General features: G+C 63.4%; 24 protein-coding genes. 5 read left to right on the forward strand and 19 right to left on the reverse strand.

Annotated features, from left to right (window positions below; translation table 11 throughout):
- Nucleotides 1-10: 10 nt before the first annotated feature.
- From HNO52_RS15995 to HNO52_RS16015, 5 genes are all read right to left on the reverse strand, one after another.
- A complete protein-coding gene (locus HNO52_RS15995; RefSeq protein WP_197566232.1) occupies nt 11-439 on the reverse strand; it encodes a universal stress protein in 429 nt (142 codons plus the stop codon).
- Nucleotides 440-450: 11 nt separating this feature from the next.
- The gene (locus HNO52_RS16000) at nt 451-3,048 is read right to left on the reverse strand and encodes a TRAP transporter permease (protein ID WP_197566233.1); all 2,598 of its coding nucleotides are present in this window, start codon (nt 3,046-3,048) and stop codon (nt 451-453) included.
- A gap of 151 nt (nt 3,049-3,199) precedes the next feature.
- Nucleotides 3,200-4,180, reverse strand: a complete 981-nt coding sequence (locus HNO52_RS16005; RefSeq protein ID WP_197566234.1) for a TAXI family TRAP transporter solute-binding subunit — start codon at nt 4,178-4,180, stop codon at nt 3,200-3,202.
- A gap of 289 nt (nt 4,181-4,469) precedes the next feature.
- A complete protein-coding gene (locus HNO52_RS16010; RefSeq protein ID WP_197566235.1) occupies nt 4,470-5,858 on the reverse strand; it encodes a KamA family radical SAM protein in 1,389 nt (462 codons plus the stop codon).
- 199 nt (nt 5,859-6,057) lie between these two features.
- Nucleotides 6,058-6,288, reverse strand: coding sequence for a DUF2798 domain-containing protein (locus tag HNO52_RS16015; protein ID WP_197566236.1), 231 nt, complete (start codon nt 6,286-6,288; stop codon nt 6,058-6,060).
- A 141-nt stretch (nt 6,289-6,429) separates the two neighbouring features.
- On the opposite strand from HNO52_RS16015, the gene HNO52_RS16020 reads away from it, so the two are divergent.
- On the forward strand, nt 6,430-6,945 hold the full coding sequence (locus HNO52_RS16020; RefSeq protein ID WP_197566237.1) for a macro domain-containing protein: 516 nt from the start codon (nt 6,430-6,432) through the stop codon (nt 6,943-6,945).
- Here the strand turns inward: HNO52_RS16020 and HNO52_RS16025 are convergent.
- From HNO52_RS16025 to HNO52_RS16035, 3 genes are all read right to left on the reverse strand, one after another.
- Nucleotides 6,942-8,246 carry a TRAP transporter large permease gene (locus HNO52_RS16025; protein ID WP_197566238.1) on the reverse strand — a complete coding sequence of 435 codons (1,305 nt, stop codon included), beginning with the start codon at nt 8,244-8,246 and terminating at the stop codon, nt 6,942-6,944. The genes HNO52_RS16020 and HNO52_RS16025 overlap by 4 nt on opposite strands.
- Nucleotides 8,236-8,715 (reverse strand): TRAP transporter small permease, encoded by a 480-nt coding sequence (locus HNO52_RS16030; RefSeq protein ID WP_197566239.1) that lies wholly within the window; start codon nt 8,713-8,715, stop codon nt 8,236-8,238. The genes HNO52_RS16025 and HNO52_RS16030 overlap by 11 nt, the downstream gene beginning before the upstream one ends.
- A gap of 61 nt (nt 8,716-8,776) precedes the next feature.
- On the reverse strand, nt 8,777-9,787 hold the full coding sequence (locus tag HNO52_RS16035; protein WP_197566240.1) for a DctP family TRAP transporter solute-binding subunit: 1,011 nt from the start codon (nt 9,785-9,787) through the stop codon (nt 8,777-8,779).
- A gap of 196 nt (nt 9,788-9,983) precedes the next feature.
- Between HNO52_RS16035 and HNO52_RS16040 the strand changes: the two genes are divergently transcribed.
- Nucleotides 9,984-10,841, forward strand: a complete 858-nt coding sequence (locus tag HNO52_RS16040) for a DMT family transporter (protein ID WP_197569267.1) — start codon at nt 9,984-9,986, stop codon at nt 10,839-10,841.
- On the opposite strand, the gene HNO52_RS16045 is transcribed toward HNO52_RS16040, so the two are convergent.
- From HNO52_RS16045 to puuE, 10 genes are all read right to left on the reverse strand, one after another.
- Nucleotides 10,827-11,336, reverse strand: a complete 510-nt coding sequence (locus HNO52_RS16045; protein ID WP_197566241.1) for a DUF192 domain-containing protein — start codon at nt 11,334-11,336, stop codon at nt 10,827-10,829. The genes HNO52_RS16040 and HNO52_RS16045 overlap by 15 nt on opposite strands.
- A 4-nt stretch (nt 11,337-11,340) precedes the next feature.
- Nucleotides 11,341-12,090 carry a GntR family transcriptional regulator gene (locus HNO52_RS16050; RefSeq protein WP_197566242.1) on the reverse strand — a complete coding sequence of 250 codons (750 nt, stop codon included), beginning with the start codon at nt 12,088-12,090 and terminating at the stop codon, nt 11,341-11,343.
- Between the two features lie 90 nt (nt 12,091-12,180).
- On the reverse strand, nt 12,181-13,668 hold the full coding sequence (pyk, locus tag HNO52_RS16055) for a pyruvate kinase (protein WP_197566243.1): 1,488 nt from the start codon (nt 13,666-13,668) through the stop codon (nt 12,181-12,183).
- Nucleotides 13,665-14,969, reverse strand: a complete 1,305-nt coding sequence (locus HNO52_RS16060; protein ID WP_197566244.1) for a glycerate kinase type-2 family protein — start codon at nt 14,967-14,969, stop codon at nt 13,665-13,667. Before HNO52_RS16060 ends, pyk begins: the two co-directional genes overlap by 4 nt.
- 224 nt (nt 14,970-15,193) lie before the next feature.
- Nucleotides 15,194-16,078 carry a 2-hydroxy-3-oxopropionate reductase gene (locus HNO52_RS16065; protein WP_197566245.1) on the reverse strand — a complete coding sequence of 295 codons (885 nt, stop codon included), beginning with the start codon at nt 16,076-16,078 and terminating at the stop codon, nt 15,194-15,196.
- 217 nt (nt 16,079-16,295) lie between these two features.
- Complete coding sequence (hyi, locus tag HNO52_RS16070; RefSeq protein ID WP_197566246.1) at nt 16,296-17,072, reverse strand: hydroxypyruvate isomerase; 777 nt, start codon at nt 17,070-17,072, stop codon at nt 16,296-16,298.
- A 77-nt stretch (nt 17,073-17,149) separates the two neighbouring features.
- Nucleotides 17,150-18,925, reverse strand: coding sequence for a glyoxylate carboligase (gene gcl / locus HNO52_RS16075; RefSeq protein WP_197566247.1), 1,776 nt, complete (start codon nt 18,923-18,925; stop codon nt 17,150-17,152).
- Between the two features lie 172 nt (nt 18,926-19,097).
- Nucleotides 19,098-19,583 carry an ureidoglycolate lyase gene (locus HNO52_RS16080; RefSeq protein WP_197566248.1) on the reverse strand — a complete coding sequence of 162 codons (486 nt, stop codon included), beginning with the start codon at nt 19,581-19,583 and terminating at the stop codon, nt 19,098-19,100.
- Nucleotides 19,584-19,683: 100 nt separating this feature from the next.
- Nucleotides 19,684-20,517 (reverse strand): bifunctional allantoicase/(S)-ureidoglycine aminohydrolase, encoded by an 834-nt coding sequence (locus HNO52_RS16085; RefSeq protein WP_197566249.1) that lies wholly within the window; start codon nt 20,515-20,517, stop codon nt 19,684-19,686.
- Between the two features lie 208 nt (nt 20,518-20,725).
- Nucleotides 20,726-21,658 carry an allantoinase PuuE gene (puuE, locus tag HNO52_RS16090; protein WP_197566250.1) on the reverse strand — a complete coding sequence of 311 codons (933 nt, stop codon included), beginning with the start codon at nt 21,656-21,658 and terminating at the stop codon, nt 20,726-20,728.
- A gap of 571 nt (nt 21,659-22,229) precedes the next feature.
- Here puuE and HNO52_RS16095 point away from each other — a divergent pair.
- The 3 genes from HNO52_RS16095 to HNO52_RS16105 all read left to right on the forward strand — a co-directional run bounded on the left by HNO52_RS16095 (nt 22,230) and on the right by HNO52_RS16105 (nt 26,017).
- A complete protein-coding gene (locus HNO52_RS16095; RefSeq protein ID WP_197566251.1) occupies nt 22,230-22,976 on the forward strand; it encodes an aspartate/glutamate racemase family protein in 747 nt (248 codons plus the stop codon).
- Between the two features lie 131 nt (nt 22,977-23,107).
- Nucleotides 23,108-24,484: an NCS1 family transporter gene (locus HNO52_RS16100; RefSeq protein WP_197566252.1), complete on the forward strand. Its 1,377-nt coding sequence runs from the start codon at nt 23,108-23,110 to the stop codon at nt 24,482-24,484.
- A gap of 75 nt (nt 24,485-24,559) precedes the next feature.
- The gene (locus HNO52_RS16105) at nt 24,560-26,017 is read left to right on the forward strand and encodes an NCS1 family nucleobase:cation symporter-1 (RefSeq protein ID WP_197566253.1); all 1,458 of its coding nucleotides are present in this window, start codon (nt 24,560-24,562) and stop codon (nt 26,015-26,017) included.
- A 68-nt stretch (nt 26,018-26,085) separates the two neighbouring features.
- Here the strand turns inward: HNO52_RS16105 and HNO52_RS16110 are convergent, their stop codons facing one another.
- Entirely contained in the window at nt 26,086-26,832 is a 747-nt protein-coding gene (locus tag HNO52_RS16110; RefSeq protein ID WP_197566254.1) for a GntR family transcriptional regulator, read from the reverse strand.
- Between the last annotated feature and the right edge of the window lie 61 nt (nt 26,833-26,893).

The following is a 26,893-nucleotide window of genomic DNA, read 5'->3' on the forward strand; positions in this document are numbered from 1 at the left end:
CCGGCGCCGCTCAGCGCACGATCATCACCGACATCTTGGAGTGGTGCACCACATGCTCGGCGTTGGGTCCCAGCACGTAGTCGGCGAACTTGCGCTTGTTGTGCGAGGCCATCACGATCAGGTCGACCCCGAGCTTCTTGGCCGACTTGACGATCGCCTCCCAGGGCGAGCCATCGACGATCACCGACTGGACCTGGATGTCATCGGGCACATGCTCCTTGATGAACCGGTGCTGAGCCTTGGACAAGGCCTCATGCGCCTTCTCCGCGAAGTCACTCGGGAAGTAGGAACCGACCAGCGGCATATGGTAGTCCGGTAGCACTGTCACCACGTGCAGCGAGGCCCCAAATGTGCGACACAGAGTCAGCGCCGTGGGTAGCGCCTTGGTCCAGGAGGACTCCTCGTTGAGGTCCACCGGTAGCAGAATCTTGTTGTACATCTTTCCCCTCCTCAAGCCGCTCGAGCAGCCGACGGCCGCTGGTGACGGCGTCGACGCTGCAGCAACACCACCAGACCGAAAGCCAGGAAGCCAGGTATCCACATCCACTCCTTGGCCCAGCGATCCACCGGGGCCAGCACCTCGACGATTTCCTGGTCGAAATCGAAGCCTAGATCTTCAGCCGTACTGCCGAACTCGACGAAATCGATGAGGGTTTGGCCGTCCTCGGTCAACAGCTCGAGGCCCAGGCTCTGCATGCGCTCTTCGGCACTGTCTCCGCGCGGTACCGGTACCTGGATATAGGTACTCATGGGCTCACCGTAGGCATTCAGGCCCTCGATCTGCACCCTCAGCTGGCTGTCTTCGTCGACGTTGCCGAGGGCCTCGACGAACTGCTGCGGCGGCACCGACTGGTAGGGATCGTGAATGCGATCCATCCAGTACCCTGGGCGGAACAGGGTGAAAGCGACGAGCAGCAGCAGGATCGACTCGTACCAGCGATTGCGTACCAGGAAGAAGCCCTGGGTACCCGCGGCAAAGATCAACATGGCAATGGTGGAGATGATGAATATCACGATCCCCTGCAGCCATCCTACGTCGATCAACAGCAGGTCGGTATTGAAGATGAACAGGAACGGCAGCGCAGCGGTACGCAGGCTGTAATAAAAGGCCTGGAAGCCGGTACGCAGCGGATCGCCGCCGGAGACTGCCGCCGCCGCGAACGACGCCAGCCCCACCGGTGGCGTCACATCGGCCATGATGCCGAAATAGAACACGAACAGGTGCACTGCGATCAACGGCACGATCAGGCCATTCTGCTGGCCCAGCAGCACGATGACAGGCGCCATCAACGCCGATACCACGATGTAGTTGGCGGTTGTAGGCAGGCCCATGCCGAGGATCAGGCTGAGCAGCGCGGTGAGCAGCAGGATCAGCATCAGGTTGCCCATGGCCAGGACCTCCACCACATCGGCCAGTACCAGCCCAACGCCCGTCTGCGAAACTGCTCCCACTACGATACCCGCCGTGGCGGTGGCGATACCAATGCCGATCATGTTGCGAGCCCCAGCCACCAGGCCTGACCACAGGTCGAGAAAGCCCTCCTGGATATCGGCTGCCAGCCTGCTCTGGCCGCGGAACGCGGCGATGATGGGGCGCTGAGTAACCATGATGAAGATCATGAGCACAGTGGCCCAGAAGGCCGAAAGCCCCGGAGAAAGGCGCTCCACCATCAGACACCAGACCAGCACGACCACCGGCAAGATATAGTGCAGCCCTACCATGACAGTGGGCCGGGTTTGCGGAAGATTGATCACTGGAGAGTTGGGATCGTCGATCTCGAGTTCGGGGTAATTCGAACCGAGCCTGAGCAGGCCCACATAGACCACGGCCAGCATCACGGCGACCACCCAAGGCGTGGTGTCGCCCAGTATCGGCTTGAGCCAACCGAGGCCATAGTAGACGGCGAAAGAAAGCGCCATCAGCAGGATCAGCCCCGTCAGAAAGCCAATCGCCTTGTTGAGGAAAGGACGTACCGGATTGCTCGAAGGCAGGCCCTTCATGTCGGCCTTGAGCGCCTCGAGATGCACGATGTAAACCAGTGCGATATACGAAATCAGCGCCGGCAGGAAAGCATGCTTGATCACCTCGACATAGGAAATGCCGACGTATTCGACCATCAGGAAGGCCGCCGCCCCCATCACCGGCGGCATGATCTGGCCGTTTACCGAGGACGACACCTCAACCGCGCCGGCCTTCTCGGACGAGAAGCCGACGCGCTTCATCATGGGAATGGTAAAGGTACCGGTAGTGACGGTATTGGCGATGGAGGAACCCGAAATCAGGCCGGTCATGCCGGAAGCCACCACAGCGGCCTTGGCCGGACCGCCCTTGTAATGACCGAGCAGTGAAAAGGCGACCTTGATGAAATAGTTGCCGGCACCGGCCTTGTCGAGCAAGGCACCGAACAAAACGAACAGGAACACGAAGCTGGTGGAGACACCAAGCGCAATGCCGAAGACGCCCTGGGTAGTCAGCCACTGGTGATTGATCAGTCCGTACAGGCTGACTCCGCGGTGCGCCAGGATACCCGGCATATAGGGCCCGAACAGCGTATAGACGATGAACAGCGAAGCCACGATCGCCAGCGGTGGCCCCAGTGCCCGCCGGGTTGCCTCGAGCAGCACCAGGATACCCACCACACCCACGATCACGTCGCGCAGGATTGGCGCCCCCGGCCGCTCGGCGAGTTCGGCATAGAACAGGAACATATAGGCCGCACAGAATGCCCCCACCAGTGCCAGCACCCAGTCCTGGACCGGTATGCGGTCGCGCGGCGAGCGCTTGAACGCAGGATACGCCATGAATGCCAGGAAAGTGGCGAAGGCCAGGTGAATCGAACGCGCCTCGGTCGCGCTGAATACCCCCGCGCGGAGCAAGAAAGGCAACGGCGAGGCAATCCAGAGCTGGAACAGCGACCAGGTAGCCGCTATGCCGACCAGCAGCTTCCCTGGGACACCCAGCGGCTTGCGCGCCCCGCTGTCGCTCGAGGCAACCATGTCCTCGAGATCCACCTCGGGCTTTTGTGGATTTGCTTTTTCGTTAGTCATTACCGTCGTGCCCCACCATCGCTTCAGCTCTTGAAGGTCGACCGCTCTCAAAGCCGGTTCGCTCAAAAGTCTTTGGCCGGTCCAAACGGACGCGCGGACCCCTTGGGTCCGCGCATCTCACCAGAGGGAGTATCTTGCCCTCAACGCCACATCACTCGATCCAGCCACGCTCACGATAGTAGCGAGCGGCACCGTCGTGCAGAGGTGCTGTCAGGCCATCGGAGATCATGTCTTCTTCATTGAGGTTTTCGAACGCAGGATGCAGACGCTTGAAGCGATCGAAATTCTCGAATACCGCCTTTACGGTCTCGTAGACGACTTCCTCGTCCGTTTCAGTAGACGTTACGAAGGTTGCCGCCACGCCGAAGGTTTCGACATCCTCGTCGTTGCCACGGTACAGGCCGCCGGGGATGACCGAGCGGGTATAGTAGGGATGCTCCTCGATCAGGGTATCGATCTCGTCACCGGTTACCGGGACGAGTCGAGCGTCGATGGTAGTGGTGGCTTCCTGGATGGAGCCGTTGGGATGACCTACTACATAGACCATTGCGTCGATGTTGTTATCCGCCAGGGCCGCGGCCTGTTCGGCGGCGTCCAACTGGGAAGCCAGCGAGAAGGTTTCGGTATCCCAGCCCATGGCTTCCATCACCACGTTCATGGTGTTGCGCTGGCCGGAGCCCGGGTTACCGATGTTGACGCGCTTGCCTGGGAAATCGGAGAAATGCTCGATACCGGAGTCGGCACGCGCCACCACGGTCAGCGGCTCGCCGTGCATGGTGAAGACGGCACGCATGTCCTCCCAGGCACCGTCGGACTCGAAGTTGTCCTCGCCATGGTAGGCACGGTACTGGACATCGGACTGCACCACGCCCATGTCGAGCTCGCCGCTGCGCATACCGTTGACGTTGGCCACGGAGCCGCCGGTGGACGGTGCATTACAGCGAATGTTGTGCTCGTCGCTGCCGCGATTCACCATGCGACAGACCGACTGACCCACCACGTAATAGACGCCCGTCTGGCCGCCGGTACCGATGGTGATGAAGCGTTCCTGGGCCACTGCCGGTGTGGCGAACATGGCGGCGCCGATGAGCGCTCCCGAGAAGGCTGCCGCGGAAAAAGCATGGCGTTTCATTAACACACCTCTTTGACGTTATTGGCTAGCTGTCATTACTGACGAGCAAGATCCCTGAGTAGCCAGTCGTTCAGCCACTGGCTGGCTGAAACTACCGCTCCCCTCTACTTTAGCGAAAAAAACGTCGGAACGATGGGTCTTTTTCAACTTGGCCTAATTCTAGTCTGCCTTTTCGTTTAGTGGGCGTTAATTCCTGATATGCATGCCCCATGAGTATTTCTAACCGCCCTGCTGGCAGCTCCTCGATCATTCGAGGGCCATCGGACGGCACCCATTTATCGATACGAACCTAGGAGGCCTTGAGAATCAGTTCCTGCTTCTCCTCTTTCATTGCCGCGAATTCCCTTTCGAAGAAGAACTCGTCCTCGCCCAATGCCGGCTCGAGGTGATTGAGCCAGGTCGCTCCTGCATCGTACTTGGCGAAGAAAGGACGCTGCACCCAGTCGCCGTCGCGCCCCTGGATGAAGCGCAGCACGAATACCTGCTCTCCCTGTATCTCGGTGACCCCCTGGATCTCCACCTTGCCCGGATCGGCGGACATGGAGGGACCGCGAGCGGTGCGCGCCAGCCCTGGGACCTGCTTCATCGCCTCACGATAGATCTCCCAGGCACGTACCAACGGCAGCTCGAAGTAGTGGCGAGCGCCGGTGTCGCGCTCGACGAACATGTAATAGGGAATCATCCCCAGGCGCACCTGGGTGGTCCACATCTTCGCCCACTGATCGGCATCGTCGTTAATATGGCGAAGCAGGGGTGCCTGAGTGCGTATCTCGGCGCCAGTGGCACGAATACGCCGGATTGCCTCGCGGCAGATGGGGGTGTCCATCTCCTTCCAGTGGTTGAAGTGCGCCATGAAGGCGACATGTTTTCCAGCAGCCACCAACTCTCTGAACAACTCGAGGATATCCTCAGCGTCCGGGTCGGTGACGAAGCGGTAGGGCCAGAAGGTCAGGCTCTTGGTGCCGATTCGGATGTCCTGGACGTGATCCAGCTCCGGCGCCATCAGCCCCTCCAGATACTGGCGCAAATGCTTGGCCTTCATCACCATCGGGTCGCCGCCGGTCATCAGCAGATCGGTGACCTCGGTGTGCTCGGCCAGGTAACGATGCAGCGAATCCGCTTCGCTGGAAGCGAACTTGAGCTCCTTGTCGCCGACGAACTGCGCCCAGCGGAAGCAGAAGGTGCAGTAGCTGTGGCAGACCTGGCCCTGACTGGGAAAGAACAGCACCGTCTCGCGGTACTTGTGCTGCATGCCGGGTAGTGGCTCGCCATCCAGCATGGGCAGGTTGAGATCCATCTGCCCCGCCGGGTGCGGGTTGAGCTCGCCGCGAATGCGTTCGATCACCGGCTTCATTTCGCCAGCACCCGCCTCGCGGCGCAATAAGTCGGCCACCTCGTCGAAGTGCTCGGGAAGGAGCATGCCGCGCTGAGGGAAAGTGAGCTGGAAGAGAGGATCTTGAGGTACGTTGTCCCAATCGATCAGCTCGTCGATGACATATTCATTGACTCGAAAAGGCAGCACCTGGCTGACCACTCGCATGTCGAAACGCAGGTCTTCAGGTAGTCTCTGTATCGCCTCGATCTTGTCCAGTTGACGATGGGTATAGACCTTGAATTGGCGGGCCTCGATGGCCTCGGCGCCGGCATTGCCGAGGTCGATATTTGCACGCTGGTTCATTGTCTCCTCCTGTTGTCATGTGCCATGGCCGAAACCCTGCGCTGCGGCGCAAAGACGCCGTTATACCGGCCTGGTATCGGCGAGCCGTGGCTTATCGGGGGAGCACATTGGTACCGCCTGGGCAGTCGAGTTGCAAGTTTCTGTTTCTATTTGCAACGAATGTCTCGAAAAGAACCGCAATCCGTAACGATCCGCCCACTCAGTCCATATGCACCAGACGACCGACCAGGCGCTGCAAGCGCGGCGCACCGAGGAGAATCAGGGCAAAGGCGATCGGCCAGGCGATATAGAAAGCACGCCACCAGCGTGAGAGAAAGTCACCGTTGAGCCCGGTATTGACCCAGGTAATCACGAAGGTCATCAAGGTGACCATGTAGATCGACATGAGCACCGCGAAGGCCAGCGGCGCATAGCGAGGAGGAATCGACATCGGGCCTCTCCTAATTCGAATGGAACACTAGCCGGCTGCACCTGTCCGAAGAAAAAGCGGTACGGCAACCCCAGCGCGTCGGCCTTGAACTTCCTCTTGTGCGAAGACCAGACTGGTGACAAGACCAAAAGGAGCCTGCTCATGCCAACCCAACTGGAGTGCCGCCAGGGCGATATCGCCAATCAGCCTGACATGGATGCGGTGGTCAATGCCGCCAACGCAGAACTGCGCCCAGGTGGTGGCGTGGCCGGCGCCCTGCATCGAGCAGCCGGGCCGGAGCTCGACCGTGCCTGCCGTCCCCTGGCGCCGATCGAACCCGGCCAGGCCGTGATCACCGAGGCCTTCGGCCTGCCCAATCGTCATGTGATCCACTGCCTGGGGCCGGTCTATGGCCGCGACAAGCCGGAAGCGGAACTGCTGGCCGCCTGCTATCGCAACGCCCTGTCGCTGGCCGAGCAGCAGGGAATATCCAGCCTGGCTTTCCCTGCTCTCTCGGCTGGCGCCTTCGGCTACCCTCTCGAGGAAGCGACTCGGATCGCACTCACCACGGTGAGCGAGACGCTGCCCCAATGCACCGGCATCGAACGGGTGCGTTTCGTGCTGTTCGATGCCGCCAGCACCGAGGTTTTCCAGCGCACCTTGGACTCACTCGGCTAGACGTTGTAGCCGAGTACGCGCGGCAACCACAGGGCTATCTCCGGGAAGAGCGCCACCAGGGCCAGGGCGCTAGCCATGGCCAGCACGAACAGCAGCGCCCAGCCCAGGGTCTGTTCCAGGCGGATCCTGGCGATCTCGGTAGTCACCATCAGGTTGACCGCCACTGGTGGCGTGAACTGTCCGATGGCGATGTTCATCGCCAGCAGGATACCGAACCACACCGGATTCCAGCCGAAATGCTGCATCACCGGGATCAGAATCGGCATCATGATCAGGTAGATCGAGATGGCATCGAGCACCATCCCAGCCAGCAGCACCGCCAGCATGACGAGGACCAGCAGCACCCCTCCGTTGTCGGACAGGCCAATGACCCACTCCGCCAAGTGACGGAAGGTGCCGAGCATGGTGCCGGCCCAGGCGAAGATACCGGCCAGGGCGATGATCAGCATCACCACACCGGAGATCACCGCCGCCTCGCCGAGCAGGCCCCATAGGTCACGCAGACCAATCTCGCGCGTCAGGAACAGGCCTACCAGGGCGCCATAGGCTACCGCCACCACTGCCGCCTCGGTGGGCGTGAACAGTCCCGAGCGCAACCCGCCAAGGATCAGCACCGGGGCGAACAGCGCCGGCAGCGCCTGCTTGAAGGTTTCGCCCACCTCAAGCCGCTCGGCGCCCTCCACTTGAGCTCCACCCTCCCAGCCGTAGCGTCGGGACACCAGCAACGCCGGCACCAGCAGCGCCAGGCCGGCCAACACGCCGGGAAAGAGCCCTGCGGCGAACAGCGCCCGCAGATCGACCCCGGGCACCACGATGGAATAGAGGATCAGCGCCACCGACGGCGGAATAAGGATCGCCGTGGAGGCTGAGGCGGCTATCAGCGTGGCCGAGAAGGGTTTGGGATAGCCCGCCTTGGTCATGCTCGGCAGCATCACCATGGCCACCGCCGCGGCATCCGCCGGGCCGGAACCGCTCATGCCGCCCATGATCATGCACACCAGCACCGCCACCAGTGCCAGGCCGCCGTGCCGAGGCCCGATCAGCGCCTGGGCGAAGCGCACCAGGCGCAGCGCCACCCCTGCGCGTTCGAAGATCAACCCGGTCGTGATGAACAGCGGAATGGCGATCAGTGGATATTTGGCAATGCTGTTGTAGGTGTTGGTGCCGAGCGTGGCCAGCATCGCCGGCGAGAGACCCGCCACGATACCCACCGCCCCGGCCAGCGCCAGCGAGAAAGCCACCGGCACGCCGGCGATCAACAACCCGGCGAAAGCCAGGATCATCCACAGATCAGGGTTCATCCTCGAGCCTCCCGCGCAGGCGGTCGACGGTCTGCTGCACCAGGCGTACCAGCATCGCCGCCGACAGCAGCGGCAACCAGGCGAGGTACCACCACTGCGGCAGGCCGAGCCCCGGCGACAGCGACTCCCACTGATACTCGTTCCAGGTCAGCTTGGCACCGAACCAGGTGATAAGCCCCAGCACGATGGCGCCGCACAGACACTGGAAAATGATCAGCACACGACGCGGCCCTTTCGGCAGTGCACGCTCGAGCAGACCGATGCGGATATGGCCGTTGCGCCGCAGCGCTACCGAAGCACCGGTGAAGGTCAGCACCACCAGCAGGAATACCGAGAATTCCTCGGTAAAGGCCAGCGAGCCCCCTGTAACGTAACGGGTGACGACATTGCCCAGGCTGATCAGCGAAATGACGGCCAGCGCCAGCGAGCCCAGCCATCGCTCGGGTTTGGCATCGGGAGAGAACTTCATGGAAGCCTCACAATGAAAGCCCCGGCTTCGCGTTCAAAACCGGGGCAGGCGGGAAAGTGGCTCAGCGGGCCTCGATTTCCTGACTTGCGGCGTCGATCAGTTCCTGGCCGATGCGCGGGTACCACTTCTCGTGCACGCTCTGGGTGGCATTGACGAAGGCGCGATGCTGCTCTTCGGTAAGTTCAGTGACCTGAACGCCGCGCTCCTGAATGGCGGCCAGCCGCTCGCTCTCCTGCTCGCGGGTCATGGCGATCTCCCACTCGCCCGCCTCGACGGCGGTCTCGCGCAGAATCTTGCGCTCCTCCTCGGAGAGCGTAGCCCAGACCTGCTCATTGACGGCGAAGATCAGCGGATCGTTCATGTAGTTCCACAGCGTCAGGTATTCCTGCCCCACCTGATCGATGCGCGCCACGTCGAATACCGAGAGCGGATTCTCCTGGCCATCCACGGCGCCAGTGGTCAGTGCCGGCTTGGCATCGGCCCAGCTCATCTGAGTGGGGTCGGCGCCCAGCGCCGTGAAGGTGTCCTGGAACAGCGGCGAGCCGACCACACGAATCTTGAGACCGTCGAGATCGCCGGGCTCGTCGATGGGGCCGCGAGAATTGGAGAGTTGGCGGAAGCCGTTCTCGCCCCAGGCCAGCGGAATCACGCCACGCGACTTGATGGCCTCGAAAATCATCTCGCCGGCGGCACCACCGGTCACGGCATCCACTGCCGCCTCGTCGGGCATGAAGAACGGCAGCGAGAAGAGGTTGAGCTCAGGCACCTGCGGAGACCAGTTGATGGTCGAGCCCACCGCCATGTCGATCAGCCCCGTGCGCATGGCCGAAAACTCTCGTGTCTGATCGCCGTTGACCAGCTGCGAATTGGGATAGACACGCAGGGTAAGCTCACCGTCGGTGCGCTCCTCCACCAGCTCGGCCCACTTCTCGGCCGCCTGGCCCCAAGGAAAGGCGTCGGAGAGCACGGTCGAGATGGAAAGTTCACGTGCCTGTGCCGTAAGCGAAGCGGTCAGCACGGCGGCACCGGCCAGGACCGCGGCGATACGTGAGATACGGCTTACTGAATTCATGACGTGTCCTTGCAGCTGAGGCCGGTTGCGACATGACCGGCCATGATTATCGTTCTGGCGGGGATCGACGAATGCGTCGTCACGCCTCGACATTCTACGATGTCACGCGTTGAATGGTAGCCCGTTAACGATATTGGCCGCCGCCCAGGTAAGAGACTGCTACTCTCGCCGGGCCGAAATCATGAGGGAAGCTACCGTGCCGCTGCGCGACCTGCTGCTGGGCCTTTCGATCGTGGCCATCTGGGCTCTCAACATCATCGTCATCAAGCTGGGCGTCCAGGAACTGCCGCCGCTGCTGCTGACCACCCTGCGCTTCCTTCTGGTCGCCACCCTGCTGGTGCCCTTCCACCCCGTGGCGCGCCATCAGTTGCCCTTCCTGCTGCTGCTGTCGGCCACCTTCGGCACCCTGCACTTCGCCTTGCTGTTCATCGGCCTGGGACAGGCGGAGGCCGGTACCGGGGCGCTGCTGGTGCAAATGGGCACGCCCTTCGCCACGCTGCTGGCGGTGATCTTCCTGGGCGAGAGGCTGAGCGCCAAGCGGATGGTCGGGCTCGCGCTGTCGTTCGGCGGGGTGGTGGTCCTGGCCGGCGGCCCCAGCCTGCCCTCGCCGCTGCCCATGGCCCTGCTGCTGCTCAGCGCCTTCGGCTGGGCGGTATCACAACTGTTGATCAAGAAAGGACCCAACCTGGCGCCCATGGCGCTGGCGGGCTGGACGGCACTGTTTGCCGTGCCTCAGGTGGCAATTGGCTCCTGGTGGTTCGAGCGCGACCAGATGAGCGCCATGGCGACGGCCGGCTGGTTCGGCTGGGGGGCGGTGTTCTACACGGCGGTAATGTCGTCGATCGTCGCCTACGGCATGTGGTACGGCCTGCTGCGCCGGCATGCGGTCAGTCGGCTGGCGCCGCTGAGCCTGCTGGTACCGGCAGGTGCCGTGGTGCTGGGTATCGTACTGCTGGGAGAGGCCCTCAACGCGTATATCGCCTTCGGTGGGGCCATGGTCATCGCCGGGGTGGGGTTGATCGTGATTCGTTTCCGCGCCTTATTCGGTCGCTGATGCGCAGCCCTCGGCACGGCCAGGCCAGGTGACGCAGGCCCCCTCCTCGATGCCGCGCTCTTCGAAGTATCCGGCGTTGACCTCCAGCGCGGCATGATAGGTGGCACCGGCGATGGTCACCGGACAGTCGTAGGGGTTGCGCGAGAGGCACGGCTGCATGGTATGCAGGGTAGCGATACGGCCACTTGCGTCGATGAAAGCGATGTCCAGTGGAATACGCGTACGGTACATCCAGAAACCGCCCGCAGCCGGCTGCTGCTCCTCGTAGAGAAACAGCATGCCGGCATCGGCAGCGAGACGGTCGCGGTCCATCAGTCCCTTCTGCCGTTCGGCCGAGGTACGTGCCAATTCAACTTCCAGCCGATGGCGCTCGGAGCCTGCATGTATCTCCAGCGGGCTACGCTGGAGCCTTGCGGCTTCATCGGCTGCGGCCGGTAGCTGCCAGGCCAGCAGCGTGGCCAACCAGGCGACAGGTAACGCACGCTTGGCTAGCATCACGTCACTCCTTGCTCAGGCTCATCGTGGCACCTTCACGCTGCCCGAGTATCGCCATCAGGTCGATGCGCGTCTCTCGCGTGCGCAAGTCGAGCAGACCTTCGAGCGCTTGCAGGTGGTCATGGATACACTGTCGAGCGGCCTCGGCATCGCCGTCGCGCAGGCGCTCGAGCAGCGCCGGGTGGTCCTGCGGCAGATAGCAGCTGGCCAGCCCCGCCCGCTTGTAGAGCGCAATGACGATGGAAGTGCGCAGGACCAAGTCGGTGAGCATGGCGCCGAGCACCCGATTGGGCGCGTACTCGGCGAGCAGGTGGTGAATGGCCAGCGAGTTCTCGATGCGTGCCGGTTCGTCGCCATGGGCGTGTGCCTCGGCCTCTCGTGCGACCAGCGTGGCGATCTCTTCGAGCAGCGCCTCGTCGATATTCCCAGCCAACAGTGCGGCCACCTCGCCCTCCACCAGGCGCCGCGCGGCAAAGGTTTCGCGGGTCTCCTCGATGCTCGGCGCGCGTACGCGGGCCACCTGATTGGGCTGCTGGCTGACGACGTGGTCGGCCGCCAGGCGAGTCAATGCCTTGCGCACCACCGAACGGCTGACACCGAAGATCTCGCCCAAGGCCACTTCCGGAAGACGCGTCCCCGGCGGCAAACGCTGGGTCAGTACCGCAGTACGCACCTTGTCGACGATGAAGCGGTCGCTGATTCGGCCGCCGGCTCGCGTTTCTGCGGCCACCTCCTCCTGCCAGGTATTGCTCATGCTAGCCTCTCGCCCCTTTCGCTCATGAGCTTACCTTCGCACGTTTCCCACACTCAGGCCACACGGAAGCCGGCTTTCTGTATACAAAACTCAGGCCTGCGCATGCTTCTCGGCAACGTCCAGTATCTTCAGGGTATTGGTTCCGCCGTGGGCGTTCATGTGATCGCCCCGGGTCAGGATGACATGATCCCCGGGCTCGGCAATCCCCTTTTCCACCAGCAGGGCCAGGGCGCGGTCGTTGAGCTCGCCGGCGGCCATCGTGGTGGTATCGAACGGCAGCGAGACTACGCCGCGGTAGAGCGCCATGCGGCGCTGGGCGATGGGGCTGTGGGCGAGCCCGACGATGGGCAGGCCCGAGCGGATGCGCGAGGCGATCAGCGGGGTGTAGCCGGTCGAGGTCATGCAGGCGATGGCGGCCACCCCGGTGAGGTGGTTGGCGGCGTACATGGCCGACAGCGCGATGGTTTCGTCGACCCGCGAGAAGCCCTCGTGGATGCGGTGGCCCGACTCCTGGGCGATGCGCTCGCGCTCGGCGCCGAGGCACACCCGGCGCATGGCCTCGAGGGTCTCCACCGGGTAGTCGCCGGCGGCGGTCTCGGCCGAGAGCATCACCGCGTCGGTGCCGTCGAGCACGGCGTTGGCGACGTCGAACACCTCGGCGCGGGTGGGCAGCGGCGAGTCGATCATCGACTCCATCATCTGGGTGGCGGTGATCACCGCGCGGTTGAGCGTGCGGGCGCGCTTGATGATGCGCTTCTGCATGCCGATCAGCTTCTCGTCGCCGATCTCCACGCCGAGATCGCCGCGCGCCACCATCACCGCCTCGCTGGCCTCGATGATGCCGTCCAGCGTGGCCTCGTCGGCCACCGCCTCGGCGCGCTCGAGCTTGGCGACCAGGCCGATCTCGCGGCCGGCGTCGCCGAGCAGGCGCCGCGCCTCGTGCATGTCCTCGGCATGGCGCGGGAAGGAGACGGCCAGGTAGTCGACGCCGATCTCGATGGCGGTCTCGAGGTCGGCCTTGTCCTTGTCGGTGAGCGCCGGGGCCGAGAGCCCGCCGCCCTGCTTGTTGATGCCCTTGTTGTTGGAGAGCTTGCCGCCGGTGACCACGGTGGTGTGCACCTGGGCGCCCTCGACCCGCTCCACCGTCAGCACCAGGCGGCCGTCGTCGAGCAGCAGCCTATCGCCGGCGGTGACGTCGTCGGCCAACTGGGTGTACTCGCAGCCGACGCGGGTGGCGTCGCCGGCCTCGGTGTCCATATCCATGTCGAGGACGAAGGGCTGGCCCTCGTCGAGCACCACCGCGCCGTCGCGAAAGCGCGCGATGCGGATCTTGGGCCCCTGCAGGTCGCCCAGCGCGGCCACGCTGCGGCCCAGGCGCTCGGCGATCTGGCGCACGGCGATGAGCCGGCGGCGATGGTCGGCGGCGCTGCCGTGGGAGAAGTTGAGCCGCACCACGTCGACGCCGGTACGCAGCATGGCCTCCAGCACGCCCTCGCGGTCGCTGGCCGGGCCCAGGGTGGCGACGATCTTGGTGCGGCGGATGGGTTCGTGGATGGGAGCGTGGGGCGGTAGCGTCATGGTGTCCTCGGCAAGACCAGGATGGCACGGAAGTCGTTGACGTTGGTGCGGGTAGGCCCGGTCACGATGAGCCGATCCAACGCCTGGAAGAAAGTATACGCGTCGTTGCGTGACAGGTAATCGGCGGGTTGGAGTCCTTGCTTCTTGGCACGGGTCCAGTCGTCGGGAGAGAACAGCCCGCCGGCGTTGTCCTCGGAGCCATCGATGCCGTCGGTATCGATGGCCAGGGCGTGAATTCCCGCAGCCCCTTCCAGCGCTTCGAGCAGTCCCAGCAGATACTCCACGTTGCGCCCGCCACGCCCATCTCCGCGCACGGTGACGCTGGTTTCGCCACCGGAGAGGATCAGCAGCGGCGAGGCGGCCTCGTCGCGTGCCTCCAGCGCCATGCGTGCATGGGCACGGCCCAGCTCGCAAGCCTCGCCCTCCAGGTCGTCGCCCAGCACGCGCACTATCACACCGGCCTCCTCCACCACGTTCCTGGCGGCTTCCAAGGCGTCGTGGGCTCGCGCCAGGGTCACGCTGTCGTCGCGCTCGAAGGCTTCGTCGTCGGGCGAGGGGGCCGAGGTGTTCCGCTCGAGATGCTGGCGTACGTGCATCGGCACCTCGATGGCGTGGCGCTCGAGCACCGCCAGCGCATCGGCCGGGGTCGAGCGGTCGGGCAGGGTCGGCCCCGAGGCGATCTGCGTGGCCACGTCGCCGGGAATGTCGGAAATCAGCCAGGTCACCACCTGAGCCGGATGCGCCGCCGCGGCCAGGCGGCCACCCTTGATCGCCGAGAGGTGGCGGCGCACGGTGTTCATCTGACCGATCGGCGCGCCGCAGCGCAGCAGCTCGCGGTTGATCGCCTGCTTGTCGGCAAGGGTGATGCCCTCGGCTGGCAGCGTCATCAGCGCCGAGCCGCCGCCGGAAATCAATGCGATCACGCGATCGTTCTCGCCGAGCGCCGTCACCGCCTCGAGCATGCGCCGGGCCGCCTTTTCGCCCAGATCGTCGGGCATCGGGTGGGAGGCCTCGAGCACCTCGATCACCTCGCAATCGGCCCCATGCCCATAGCGGGTGACGACCAGGCCGGAGAGCGGTGCATCTGGACAGCGCGCCTGCCAGGCGCGCTCCAGCGCGGCGGCCATGGCGGCTGCCGCCTTGCCCGCCCCCACCACCACGGTGCGCCCTGGTGGCGGGTCGGGCAGCAAGTCGGCCACCAGCGTGTCGGGATGCACGGCGGCGACGGCGATGTCGGCGAGGCGGCGCAGCCAATCCGCCACGTCCAGCTCGGGATCGAAGGGAGGGAGTTGGGGAGTCATCTTTGGCTACCTCGCAGGGCGATAGGCTTCGACGGTAACAGCCGGGAAGGTGAGAAAAAAGCCCGACGGCGGGCGGGGTCCAGCCGGGGATCCCGACGCCGGGTAAAAGCCACACCGGGTGCGGCTTGGAGGTGGGCGACGACCCGACGCCCACCAGGAGGGAAGTATCGGCTCAGCGTCTGCGCGACTGGCAGGCCGCAGGGTGCCTCCTCATCGAGCGCGAATCAGCTGCCCACCTCGTGGTCGGCCAGCGATTCCAAAGCACGCAGGATCCCGGCGTGATCCCAGTCCTCTCCGCCATGAGCGACGCAGGCCTGGAACAGCTGCTGGGCGTTGGCAGTGCCGGGCAGTGCCAGGTCGAGGCTGCGCGCGCCTTCAAGCGCCAGGTTGAGATCCTTCTGGTGCAGCTTGATCTTGAAGCCCGGATCGAAGGTACGCTTGATCATGCGCTCACCGTGGACGTCGAGGATCTTCGACTGGGCCAGGCCGCCGAGCAGCGATTCGCGCACCTTGGCCACGTCGGCGCCCGCCTTCGAGGCGAACAGCAGGCCTTCGGCCACCGCCTCGATGGTCAGTGCAACGACGATCTGGTTGGCCACCTTGCAGGTCTGGCCGGCGCCATGACCGCCGATGTGAGTGATGGTCTTGCCCATCACCTCGAGGATCGGCTTGGCACGCGAGAAGCCCTCTTCGGTGGCCCCCACCATGATGGTCAGTGCCGCGTTAATGGCGCCGCCCTCACCACCGGAGACCGGCGCATCGACGTATTCGCCGCCGGCCTCATGGATGCGCTTGGCGAAGCCCTGGGTGGCAATGGGCGCGATGGAGCTCATGTCGATCACCAAGGTGCCCGGCTTGAGCCCCTCGGCGACGCCGCCCTCGCCGAACAGCACCTGCTCGACGTCCGGGGTGTCCGGCACCATGGTGATGACCACCTCGGCCTGCTCGGCCACGGCGCGGGGGCTGTCGAGTTCGGTCATGCCCTTCTCGGCCAGGGTGGCGTCCAGGGTGCCGCGCTTGACGGTGACGAGTTCATGGCCGGCATCCAGCAGATGCCCCGCCATGGGGCGGCCCATGATGCCAAGGCCAATGAATCCTATCTTGCTCATGATGCTTCTCCTTTCAGCTTGTCTTTATGCTTTCTGTACTAAGGCACATTTTCCAGCGGCTGGAGAGATGAGCGCCGGGGGCAAGTCGCAGCGAGGTCATTTGCCATGGATGGCAAATGTAGCGCCCAGGGATGGGTTCACAGCGCCCTCGTGATGGTCCGACACTTCGGGACTTGCCGCTGGGACAGCTCATCGGGCCAGGTGCCTACCGCTCCTCTCAGCGGACGCTATCCAGCCAGCCCAGCCCTTCTTTCGTCGTCGTCTTCGGCTTGTACTCGCAGCCGATCCAGCCGTCGTAGCCCAGCCGGTCGAAATGGGTGAACAGGAACGGGTAGTTGATCTCGCCGCTGCCCGGCTCGTGGCGCCCGGGGTTGTCGGCCAGCTGCACGTGGGCGATGCGATCCAGGTGCTTCTCGATGGTCGGTGCCAGGTCGCCTTCCATGATCTGCATATGATAGATGTCGTACTGCAGCTTGAGGTTGTCGCTGCCGACCTCGTCGAAGATCGCCAGAGCCTGCTCGGTGCGGTTGAGGAAAAAGCCGGGAATGTCGCGCGTGTTGACCGGCTCGGCCAAAAGCAGGATGCCGGCGGCCTTGAGCTTGCCGGCAGCGTAGCGCAGGTTCTCCACCAGAGTGCGGCGCGCCTGCTCCAGGCTTACGCCCTGGGGCTGGATGCCGGCCAGGCAGTTGACCTGCTTGCAGCCGAGCACGGTGGCGTAGTCGATAGCCTTGTCGACGCCGGCACGGAACTCCTCGACACGATCCGGATGACAGGCGATGCCGCGCTCTCCGGCACCCCAGTCGCCGGCCGGCAGGTTGTGCAGCACCTGGGTCAGGCCGTGCTCGTCGAGAAGCGCCTTGAGTTCAACGGCCGTGTAGTCATAGGGAAAGAGATACTCGACGCCCTTGAAGCCGGCCTCGGCGGCGGCCTTGAAGCGGTCGAGAAAATCCTCCTCGGTGAACAGCATGCTGAGGTTGGCAGCGAACTTGGGCATTTGGGTCTCCCTTTATATGTGTTGTCGATGTATGACGGCGCCGCGCCATCGTCCCCGCGATGACGCAGCGCAATGTGCTACGTGAGAGCCGCGATCGAGGTCGGGGCATCCGCGCTGTTTTCGGCCAGGGCCTCGAACTCGTTGATACCGTCGAGGTCGGTGCCCATGGCGATGTTGGTCACCCGCTCGAGGATGATTTCCACCACCACCGGCACGCGATATTCGCGCATCAGGGCTTTCGCTTCTTCCAGGGCCGGCGCGATTTGGTCGGGCTGGGTCACACGCAGCGCCTTGCAGCCGAGCCCTTCCACCACCGAGACGTGATCGACGCCGTAGTCGTTGATCTCGGGGCAGTTGACGTTCTCGAACGAGAGCTGCACGCAGTAGTCCATGTCGAAACCGCGCTGGGCCTGGCGGATCAGCCCCAGGTAGGAGTTGTTCACCAGCACGTGGATGTAAGGCAGCTTGAACTGGGCGCCGGCAGCGAGCTCCTCGACCATGAACTGGAAGTCGTAGTCGCCGGAGAGCGCCACCACTTCGGCCTCCGGGTCGGCCTTGCATACACCCAGCGCGGCGGGAATGGTCCAGCCCAGCGGGCCCGCCTGGCCACAGTTGATCCAGTGGCGCGGCTTGTAGACATGCAGGAACTGGGCGCCGGCGATCTGCGACAGGCCGATGGTGCTGACGTAGCGGGTGTTCTTGCCGAAGACCTTGTTCATCTCCTCGTAGACCCGCTGCGGCTTGACCGGCACCTCGTCGAAGTGGGTCTTGCGCAGCAGGGTGCGCTTGCGCTCCTGGCAGGACTCGGCCCAGGCGCTGCGATCCTTGAGTGTGCCCGCCGCCTTCCGCTCGCGAGCGATCTCGACGAACAGCTCGAGCGCCGCCTTGGCGTCGGAGACGATGCCGTAGTCGGGGCCGAAGATACGCCCGATCTGGGTCGGCTCGATGTCGACGTGGACGAATTTCCGCCCCTTGGTGTAGGTCTCGAGGTTGCCCGTGTGGCGGTTGGCCCAGCGATTGCCGATACCCATCACGAAGTCGGACTTGAGCATCGTGGCGTTGCCATAGCGATGCGAGGTTTGCAGCCCCACCATACCGGCCATCAGCGGATGGTCGTCGGCGATACTGCCCCAACCCATAAGCGTAGGGATGACCGGCACGCCGGTGAGCTCGGCGAACTCGACCAGCAGCTCGCTGGCATCGGCGTTGACGATGCCGCCGCCGGCAACCAGCAACGGGCGCTCGGCCTCGTCGAGCATGGCCATGGCCTTCTCGACCTGAGCGCGTGAGGCGCTGGGCTTGTAGGCCGGCAGCGGCTCGTAGGTGTCTGGGTCGAATTCGATCTCGCTCAACTGCACGTCGATCGGCAGGTCGATCAGCACCGGGCCGGGGCGCGAAGAGCGCATCAGCTGGAAAGCCTGCTGGAAAGCGCGCGGCACCTGAGCCGGCTCCAGCACGGTGACCGCCCACTTGGTCACCGGCCCGGCGATGGCCTGGATGTCGACCGCCTGGAAATCCTCCTTGTGCAGCTTGGCACGCGGCGCCTGGCCGGTGATGCACAAGATCGGGATGGAATCCGCGCTGGCCGAGTAGAGCCCGGTGATCATATCGGTGCCGGCAGGGCCGGAGGTGCCGATGCACACGCCGATATTGCCGGCCTTGGTACGGGTATAGCCCTCGGCCATGTGCGACGCCCCTTCGACGTGGCGGGCCAGCACGTGATCGACACCGCCGATCTTGCGCAGGGCGGCATAGAACGGATTGATGGCGGCACCGGGCACGCCGAAGGCGATATCGATGCCTTCCTTGCGAAGCACGTGTACGGCGGCCTCTGCTGCGGTCATTCGAGCCATGACGGTTCCTCCCGTGAGTGGCGACCAGATTGTTTTTGGAAAATATTTCTGTATAACGAGATTAGGAGTCGACACGCGTTGCGTCAATGTTTATGGAAAATATTTTCAAAAAAAATTTTAGGCAAAAAAAACCCAGGCAGAATCGGCTGCCTGGGTTCTTCGTTCACAAGGCTCAAAGCGTAATGCGTAGCGCCAGCGGGTACTCGTCGCAGTTGTTGCCTTCACCGCCGCGGTCGACGACCAGGAACTCCCCTTCACGCTCCAGCACCGACTGGATGGCGTGCCAGGTGCCGGCGCGGTAGTTGACGCCCTGGCGGCCGTCGGTGACGAAGGCGCGCACTTCCGCCGGGTCGATGCCGTCACCGGGCGGTGCGACCACGATCACGAAGCGCTCCTCGTGCAGCGGCATGAAGGCCTGGCTGCCCTGGGGGTGGCGCTCGAGGAAGTCGAGCTCCAGCGGGATCGAGACCGGCTGGCTGACGAAGATGCTGATCAGCGCCCTCGCCTGCTCGCCCAGGGTCTCGACCTTGGCCAGGTCGTGGTAGCGCCGGGTGCGTCCGGCGTTGATGTGAAAGTAATCCGCCGTACGCGTATCGATGACGTCACCGAACGGCGCGAAGGCCTCCGGCGTCAGCGGCTCGGCTTTGAGTTCCAGCATGTTAGCCCCTCGAATTCAGTCGGCAGTTAGCCCGTATCGCCGGGGCTGTTCCGGCGGCAGGCCCCGAAGTGTCGGACCATCGCGGAGGCGCTTTGCCCTTTCAGCGAGCACCCAAACGCAGCGCCGCGTGGCGGTTCACGTCTTTATAGAGTAAATAGCGGAACGGCCCCGGGCCGCCGGCATAGCAAGCCTGCGGGCAGAAAGCGCGCAGCCACATGAAATCCCCCGCCTCGACCTCCACCCAGTCCTGGTTGAGGTGATAGACCGCCTTGCCCTCGAGCACGTAGAGGCCGTGCTCCATGACGTGGGTCTCGTCGAAAGGAATCACCGCGCCGGGCTGGAAGGTGACGATGTTGACGTGCATGTCGTGGCGCACATCGGCCGGGTCGACGAAGCGCGTGGTGGCCCAGCGCCCCTCGGTGCCGGGCATCGGGTTGGGCTCGAGATCGTTCTCGTTGACCACGAAAGCCTGAGGCACCTCGATGCCCTCGACGTATTCGTAGGCCTTGCGCACCCAGTGGAAACGCACCGGCGCATTGGACTCGTTGCGTAGCTGCCAGTGACAGCCTGGCGGCAGGAAGGCGTAGCCGCCCGGTGTCATCTCGTGGCGTTCGCCGGCGATGATCAGCGTCATCTCGCCCTCGACCACGAACAGCACGCCTTCGGCGGCGGGGTCGAGCTCGGGACGCTCGCTGCCGCCGCCCGGGCTCACTTCCATGATGTATTGCGAGAAGGTCTCGGCGAAACCGGAGAGTGGGCGCGCCAGCACCCATAGTCGGGTCGCCTCCCAGAACGGCAGGTTACTGGTCACGATGTCGCCCATCACGCCCTTGGGTATGAAGGCGTAGGCTTCGGTGAACACCGCCCGATCGGAGAGCAGCTGGGTCTGGGGCGGATGCCCGCCGTGTGGGGCGTAATAGGTACGTTGACTCATGGATTGTCCTGAAAGAATGCCGAAGATAGCGCTCAGGCTATCATGGCGGTTGCGTCTCTCGGGGCTGATCCGTCGACAGGCCTTCGAGGAGGCGCTGTGAACCCATCCCTGGGCGCTACCTTCGCCTTCCATGGCGAAGGACCTCCTCTTTAGCCTGTCCCCGGCGCCCCCGCGTGCAGTAGCTAGGCTGCTCTGCCTAGGTTCTACGTCAGCGTCCAGGCGCCGGATGGTGTTCCATCCAGTGCTTGGCGATATCCACACGCCGCGTCACCCAGACCCGATCGTGTGCCTCGATATGGTCGAGGAAACGCTGCAGGGCGCGAAAACGGCCGGGGCGGCCAAGCAACCGGCAGTGCATGCCCACCGAGAGCATCTTGGGTGATTCATCTCCCTCAGCGTAGAGCACGTCGAAGGCGTCACGCAGGTAGGCGAAGAAGTGATCGGCGGTATTGAAGCCTTGAGGCGCGGCGAAGCGCATGTCATTGCTGTCCAGGGTATAGGGCACGATCAGGTGGTCATGCTCGATGCCCTGGCTATCGGCTTCTCGGGTCCAGAACGGCAGGTCGTCGCCGTAGTAGTCGCTGTCATAGAGGAAGCCGCCCTCGTCGAGTACCAGCCGGCGGGTGTTTGGGCTGTCGCGGCCGGTGTACCATCCCTGCGGCTTCTCACCGTAGAGACGCTGGAATATTTCCATGGCGCGATGAAGATGCTCGCGCTCGACGTGTTCCGGCACTTCCTGGTAGTGAATCCAGCGGTAGCCGTGGCAGGCGATCTCGTGGCCCAGCTCCTTGAATGCCTGGGCCACCTCGGGATGGCGCTCCAGCGCCATGGCCACGCCGAACACCGTCAATGGCAGGCTGCGGCGCTCGAATTCGCGCAGGATTCGCCAGACGCCGGCTCGCGAACCGTACTCGTAGATCGACTCCATGCTGAGATGGCGGTCGGGAAAGGCTGGGGCACCAATGATCTCGGAGAGGAACTGCTCGGAGCCTGCATCGCCATGCAGCACGCAGTTCTCTCCTCCCTCTTCGTAATTGAGCACGAACTGTACGGCGATTTTTGCTCGTCCCGGCCAATTGGCATGAGGGGGATTGCGGCCATAGCCGACGAGATCACGGGGGTAGTCAGGGCCAACGCTCATGAGTCCTTCCTCTTGTTCTCTACTGCCTTTGCGGATACAAGCCTCGCCGGCTTTGCTCAACACAAATTGTATACAATTATCAAAATAATATGTATCCATTAAAACTGCAACCAGGTGCCGTCAACTCTCATCACGCCACACCAAACCAGCGTAGACGCTATATCCGACCGGCAAGTCTCGTTTCATTCTTCAGCTAGCAAGCCAGAGATGCGTTACACACCCCTCTTTGTATACAAAAATTACAGCGATTTGCAACCATGTTTTTGGAAGGCTCGTGCACTTGCCCACTTTCCTTTCAGCTCATGATGGCGCCAGAGCGTGAATAGCATCAAAAGTGTATACAATTCTCCTAAGAGATAGTCGCCAATCAAGCTTTATTTGCGCTGAATACGACTTAAGTATAGACGCTGAAAAATCCCACTCTTCTGCATTTCTATTAACAACTCTTTGTTTATTAACGTATTTATTCGAATTCCCCAGACGAAGTGAAATGCTTGCGCTCAATGCTTGCAACGCCTATTTTGTGTACAAAGACATTTTTTATTGTTCACAAGAAAACTTCGGAGCTCGCATGCGCCTACGCATCATCAATCCCAACACCACGGTCGCGATGACCCACAAGATCGGCGAAGCGGCACGCCGCGTGGCGACTAGCGACACGACCATCGTGGCGACACAGCCGGCCGACGGCCCGGTATCGATCGAGAGCCACTTCGACGAAGCCATCAGCGCGGTGGGCGTGGTGGAGGAAGTGCTGGCCGGAGAGAAGGAGGCTACCGACGCCTACGTGATTGCCTGCTTCGGCGATCCGGGGCTGCTGGCGGCTCGCGAGCTCACCCGAGCGCCGGTCATCGGCATCGCCGAGGCAGCCTTTCACGCCGCTACTCTGATCAGCACCCGATTTTCGGTGGTCACCACCCTCTCGCGCACCGCCATCATCGCCGAGCACCTGCTGGAGCAGTACGGTTTCCGCCATCACTGCCGTCGGATACGTGCCGCCGAAATTCCTGTGCTCGATCTGGAGGAGAACGGCTCGGCGGCGCTTTCACGAATCGTCGAAGAGTGCCGCCGGGCGCGCGACGAAGATGGCATCGGCGCCATCGTGCTGGGCTGCGGCGGCATGGCCGACCTGACCGACACAATTTCCCGCGAGGTTGGCCTGCCGGTGATCGAGGGCGTCACGGCCGCGGTCAAGCTGGCCGAGGCCCTTGTCGGCCTGGGGCTCGGCACCAGCAAGCATGGCGACCTGGCGTTCCCGCGCCCCAAAGCCTTCAACGGACGCTTCGAGAGGTACTCGAACCTCACACCTGAGCACTGAGACTTCCTGACCGGCAAAGACACGCATAACGACACTCTTAAAAACATGCCTTGAGCACGTCTCGCCACAAAGCCCGAGAGCAGCATCGGGCACAACCACAACATAGAGCAACGACTTGCGAGGATAGACCCATGCAACACACCAACCCACACAGCACGGCGGCCGACCCAGCCGCCTTGGGGGCGGGAGCCCCTCATGCCACCAAGGCGCCGGGCCAGGAATCCCTGGCCCCGCAGAAGACTCGCATCATGGGGCGCGGCTCCTACTTTCTCGCCTGGTTCGGTGGCTGCGTCTCGATCGGCACCTTCACCATGGGTTCCAGCGTGGTCGGCACGCTGAACCTGATCCAGGCCACGCTGGCGATCGCCATCGGCTGCTTCGTGATCGGTATCGCGCTGGCGATCAATGGTGCTGCCGGCTACAAGTACGGCATCCCATTCATGGTCCAGGCGCGCAGCGCCTTCGGTTTTGCCGGTACGCGCCTGCCTGGTCTGGTCCGGGCCGTTCCCGCGGTGGTGTGGTACGGCTTCCAGAGCTGGATCGGCGCCGGAGCACTGAACATGGTTTCGGCCACCCTGTTCGGCTTCGATAACCTGGTGTTCTATTTCATCACCTTCCAGTTCCTGCAGATCGGTCTGTCGGTGATGGGCTTCCAGGGCATCAAGTGGCTGGAGAACATCGGCAGCGCCTTCATCCTCGCCTCGCTGGTCTACATGTTCTACAGCACGGTGGTGCGCTACGGCGATGTGCTCTCCGCCAATCTGCTGACCATGGAAGGCTCCTGGGGCATGCCTTTCTGGGGCGCCACCATGCTGTTCCTGGGTATCTACAGCACCATGATGCTCAACGTCAGCGATTATTCGCGCGAGCACAAGGAGGGTACCGGCCAGGGTCTGCTCACCACGATCTATGCCATGTCGATCCTGCCCTGCACCCTGTTCATGGGCCTGATTGGCTACATGGTGTCCGAGGCCACCGGCACCGCCGACCCCATTCAGGTCTTCGCCAATGCCGTGGACAACACGCCACTGCTCATGACCACGCTGCTGTTCATCGCCTTCGCCCAGGTCACTACCAACGTACTCAACAACGTGGTGCCGCCGACCTACGTGCTGATGGACGTGTTCAAGCTGAAGTTCACCACCTCCACGGTGATCGTCGGCCTGCTGGCCTTCGCCACCTTTCCCTGGAAGCTGGTGCAGCCGGACTCGGCGGCCGGCCTGCAGCTCTTCGTGCAGACCTACTCTGCCTTCCTCGGCCCGATCTTTGCCGTCCTGGTGGTCGACTACTACCTGATACGCCGTCGCACCCTGGACCTTGGCAAGCTCTACGACGAGAACGGCCCGTACAAAGGGGTCAACGTAGCGGCGCTGATCGCCACCGCAGTGGGCATCGCCGCAGCTCTGATCTTCTCCGCCGTGTCCTGGTACGCCAGCCTGATCCCGGCCGGCCTGACCTATTACCTGCTGATGCTGTACTGGGCCCCCTGCCAACGCTTCCGCCAGTAGCCTCGTGCAGCCTTGCTTCGCCTTCCCGGTCATGCCGGGCGGGCGAGCTTTCTTACAATGACAACGGTGACGACGATGCAAGACAATGAGCTGAACATTCAGAACATCGATCCATCGCTATATAACGAGGACCTGGCCCCGCTGAAGCACAAGGACCGCAGCTGGGGCGCATTCGAGATCTTCAACGTCTGGTCGAACGACATTCAGAGCTTGTTCGGCTACACCCTGGCGGCCTCGCTGTTCCTGACCTACGGACTCAACGGCTGGGCGGTCATGGCGGCCATCATCCTGGCCGGGGTGATCGTCATGTACCTGGTCAACCTGACCGGCAAGCCCAGCGTCAAGTACGGCATCCCCTTCCCGGTCATGGTCCGCGCCAGCATGGGGGTGCGCGGCGCCAACCTGCCGGCCATGCTGCGCGCGATCATCGGTATCTTCTGGTATGGCGTGCAGACCTATTTCGCCTCCACCGCGGTGACGCTGTTGATCACTGCGCTGTTCGGCGCCGGCGATGGCTCGACCTTCCTGGGCCTCTCCGGCGTGGCCTGGGTGTCGTTCGTGATCGTCTGGCTGTTCCAGATCGCGATCTTCTGGCAAGGCATCGAGCGCATCAAGCACTTCCTCAACTGGGCGGGCCCTCTGGTCTACGTGGTGATGGTGGCGCTGATGATCGTGGTCTGGTACCAGGCCGGCGATGAGTTGCTGCCTGCCATCAGCACCATTTTCAGCGCCGACGCCGAGCGCAGCGGTAGCGCCGTGGCTGCCTTCCTGGCGATCGTCGGCACCATGGTGGCCTATTTCGCCGCGGTGGTGATCAACTTCGGCGATTTCACTCGCTTCGTCAGGACCGAGCGCCAGATGAAGCTCGGCAATCTACTGGGCCTGCCGCTCAACGTGGCCTTCTTCTCGTTCATCGCGCTGATCATCACCGCCGGCACCTTGGTCCTGTTCGGCGAGGCCCTGACCAACCCGGCCGACATCGTCGAGCGGGTCGATTCCCTGCCGCTGACCATCATCGCCGCACTGACCTTCTTTGCCGCTACCGTCGGCATCAACCTGGTGGCCAACTTCATCCCACCGGCCTACGATCTGGCCAATCTGTTCCCCAGCAAGATCAGCTTCAAGGTGGGTGGGCTGATTACTGCCGTGGTGGCCTTCTTCGTCGGTGCACTGTGGGTCTCGGTGATCAGCCAGATCGGCGTACCGGGCTTCGTCAACGCGCTCGGCGCCATCGTCGCGCCCTTCTACGGCATCATCGTGGTGGATTACTACCTGGTGAAGCATCAGCATCTCGACATGCAGCAGCTATTCTCCTCCAAGCCGGGCAGTGCCTACTACTATGTCAAGGGATGGAACCACCGGGCACTACTGGCCTTCGGCGGTGCTGCGCTGTTCTCGATCTCTACCGTGCTGGTGCCGGCGCTAGCCGGCCTCGGCGGCTACGGCTGGATGATTGGCGCCGCGCTCGGCGGTACCTTTTACTACGGCTTGATGCTGAGCCATCGCCCGGCGGCTGCGACGTCGGCCATCTAACGCAAGCACTGTGGCAAAAGGCGCCTCCGGCCTGGCCGGGGGCGCCTTTGTCTTGTCCCGAATAACGCCTAGATGCCGAAGATGCGCTGCAGGTCCGGTGTCTCTTCTTCTTCTTCCACGATGGAGAGAGAGGCTTCGATGGCCTTGAGATGACGACCCATGAAGGCGGTGGCCCGCTCACCGTTCTTGGCTTCGAGAAAGCCGATGAGGTCGTCGTGGTCGTGGGACTCGCAGCCCAGGTGGCCGGAGCTGCCGTAGACGGCAAGAATCAACGAGGAGCGCGAGCATAGCTGGCCGACGAACGCCGCCAGAGTAGCATTGCCCGAGAGCTGGGCGAGGCGTTCGTGGAACGCGGCGGAGAGCTTGATCGCGCGGCTCTGCTCACCCGAGCGAAGCGCCTCGCGCTCACGCCGGGCCATGTCGCGCAGTTCGTTCACGTCCTCGGCTTTGATACGGCGGGCGACCTCGGGCATCAGGCCGCACTCCACCATCTGGCGGGCGTTGAAGACATCCGTCGCTTCGTCGGCGGTGGGCCGCGTCACGCTGGCGCCGCGCCGCGGCGTCAGCGTGACGAGCTGCTCCAGGGCCAGGCGCTGAAGGATCTTGCGAATACCGGTACGGCTGATGCCGAACACCTCGGCCAGGGCATCCTCACGCAGGCGTGCCCCGGGACGCAGGCGGTGCTCGATGATGGCATCGCTGATGGTGCGATAGATCGCCTCGTGACGCTCCGCCCCATCGCCATTCTTGCCCAAGCGCCGAGGCTTGGCCTTGCTCGAACCGCCATCGTCGGCCAGGCTCTGCCGCTGGTTCATGGTCGCCCTCCTCGCATCCCGTCACTGCCAGTCATTGTATACGTTTCTTCCGCCAACTCGA

The organism is Halomonas sp. MCCC 1A13316, from assembly GCF_014931605.1.
Classification (GTDB): domain Bacteria; phylum Pseudomonadota; class Gammaproteobacteria; order Pseudomonadales; family Halomonadaceae; genus Halomonas.

Coding starts and splice junctions, on each gene's coding strand:
- HNO52_RS15995 (WP_197566232.1), bottom strand. CDS start 439: ATGTACAACAAGATTCTGCTACCGGTGGACCTCAACGAGGAGTCCTCC.
- HNO52_RS16000 (WP_197566233.1), bottom strand. CDS start 3,048: ATGACTAACGAAAAAGCAAATCCACAAAAGCCCGAGGTGGATCTCGAG.
- HNO52_RS16005 (WP_197566234.1), bottom strand. CDS start 4,180: ATGAAACGCCATGCTTTTTCCGCGGCAGCCTTCTCGGGAGCGCTCATC.
- HNO52_RS16010 (WP_197566235.1), bottom strand. CDS start 5,858: ATGAACCAGCGTGCAAATATCGACCTCGGCAATGCCGGCGCCGAGGCC.
- HNO52_RS16015 (WP_197566236.1), bottom strand. CDS start 6,288: ATGTCGATTCCTCCTCGCTATGCGCCGCTGGCCTTCGCGGTGCTCATG.
- HNO52_RS16020 (WP_197566237.1), top strand. CDS start 6,430: ATGCCAACCCAACTGGAGTGCCGCCAGGGCGATATCGCCAATCAGCCT.
- HNO52_RS16025 (WP_197566238.1), bottom strand. CDS start 8,246: ATGAACCCTGATCTGTGGATGATCCTGGCTTTCGCCGGGTTGTTGATC.
- HNO52_RS16030 (WP_197566239.1), bottom strand. CDS start 8,715: ATGAAGTTCTCTCCCGATGCCAAACCCGAGCGATGGCTGGGCTCGCTG.
- HNO52_RS16035 (WP_197566240.1), bottom strand. CDS start 9,787: ATGAATTCAGTAAGCCGTATCTCACGTATCGCCGCGGTCCTGGCCGGT.
- HNO52_RS16045 (WP_197566241.1), bottom strand. CDS start 11,336: ATGCTAGCCAAGCGTGCGTTACCTGTCGCCTGGTTGGCCACGCTGCTG.
- HNO52_RS16050 (WP_197566242.1), bottom strand. CDS start 12,090: ATGAGCAATACCTGGCAGGAGGAGGTGGCCGCAGAAACGCGAGCCGGC.
- pyk (WP_197566243.1), bottom strand. CDS start 13,668: ATGACGCTACCGCCCCACGCTCCCATCCACGAACCCATCCGCCGCACC.
- HNO52_RS16060 (WP_197566244.1), bottom strand. CDS start 14,969: ATGACTCCCCAACTCCCTCCCTTCGATCCCGAGCTGGACGTGGCGGAT.
- HNO52_RS16065 (WP_197566245.1), bottom strand. CDS start 16,078: ATGAGCAAGATAGGATTCATTGGCCTTGGCATCATGGGCCGCCCCATG.
- hyi (WP_197566246.1), bottom strand. CDS start 17,072: ATGCCCAAGTTCGCTGCCAACCTCAGCATGCTGTTCACCGAGGAGGAT.
- gcl (WP_197566247.1), bottom strand. CDS start 18,925: ATGGCTCGAATGACCGCAGCAGAGGCCGCCGTACACGTGCTTCGCAAG.
- HNO52_RS16080 (WP_197566248.1), bottom strand. CDS start 19,583: ATGCTGGAACTCAAAGCCGAGCCGCTGACGCCGGAGGCCTTCGCGCCG.
- HNO52_RS16085 (WP_197566249.1), bottom strand. CDS start 20,517: ATGAGTCAACGTACCTATTACGCCCCACACGGCGGGCATCCGCCCCAG.
- puuE (WP_197566250.1), bottom strand. CDS start 21,658: ATGAGCGTTGGCCCTGACTACCCCCGTGATCTCGTCGGCTATGGCCGC.
- HNO52_RS16095 (WP_197566251.1), top strand. CDS start 22,230: ATGCGCCTACGCATCATCAATCCCAACACCACGGTCGCGATGACCCAC.
- HNO52_RS16100 (WP_197566252.1), top strand. CDS start 23,108: ATGCAACACACCAACCCACACAGCACGGCGGCCGACCCAGCCGCCTTG.
- HNO52_RS16105 (WP_197566253.1), top strand. CDS start 24,560: ATGCAAGACAATGAGCTGAACATTCAGAACATCGATCCATCGCTATAT.
- HNO52_RS16110 (WP_197566254.1), bottom strand. CDS start 26,832: ATGAACCAGCGGCAGAGCCTGGCCGACGATGGCGGTTCGAGCAAGGCC.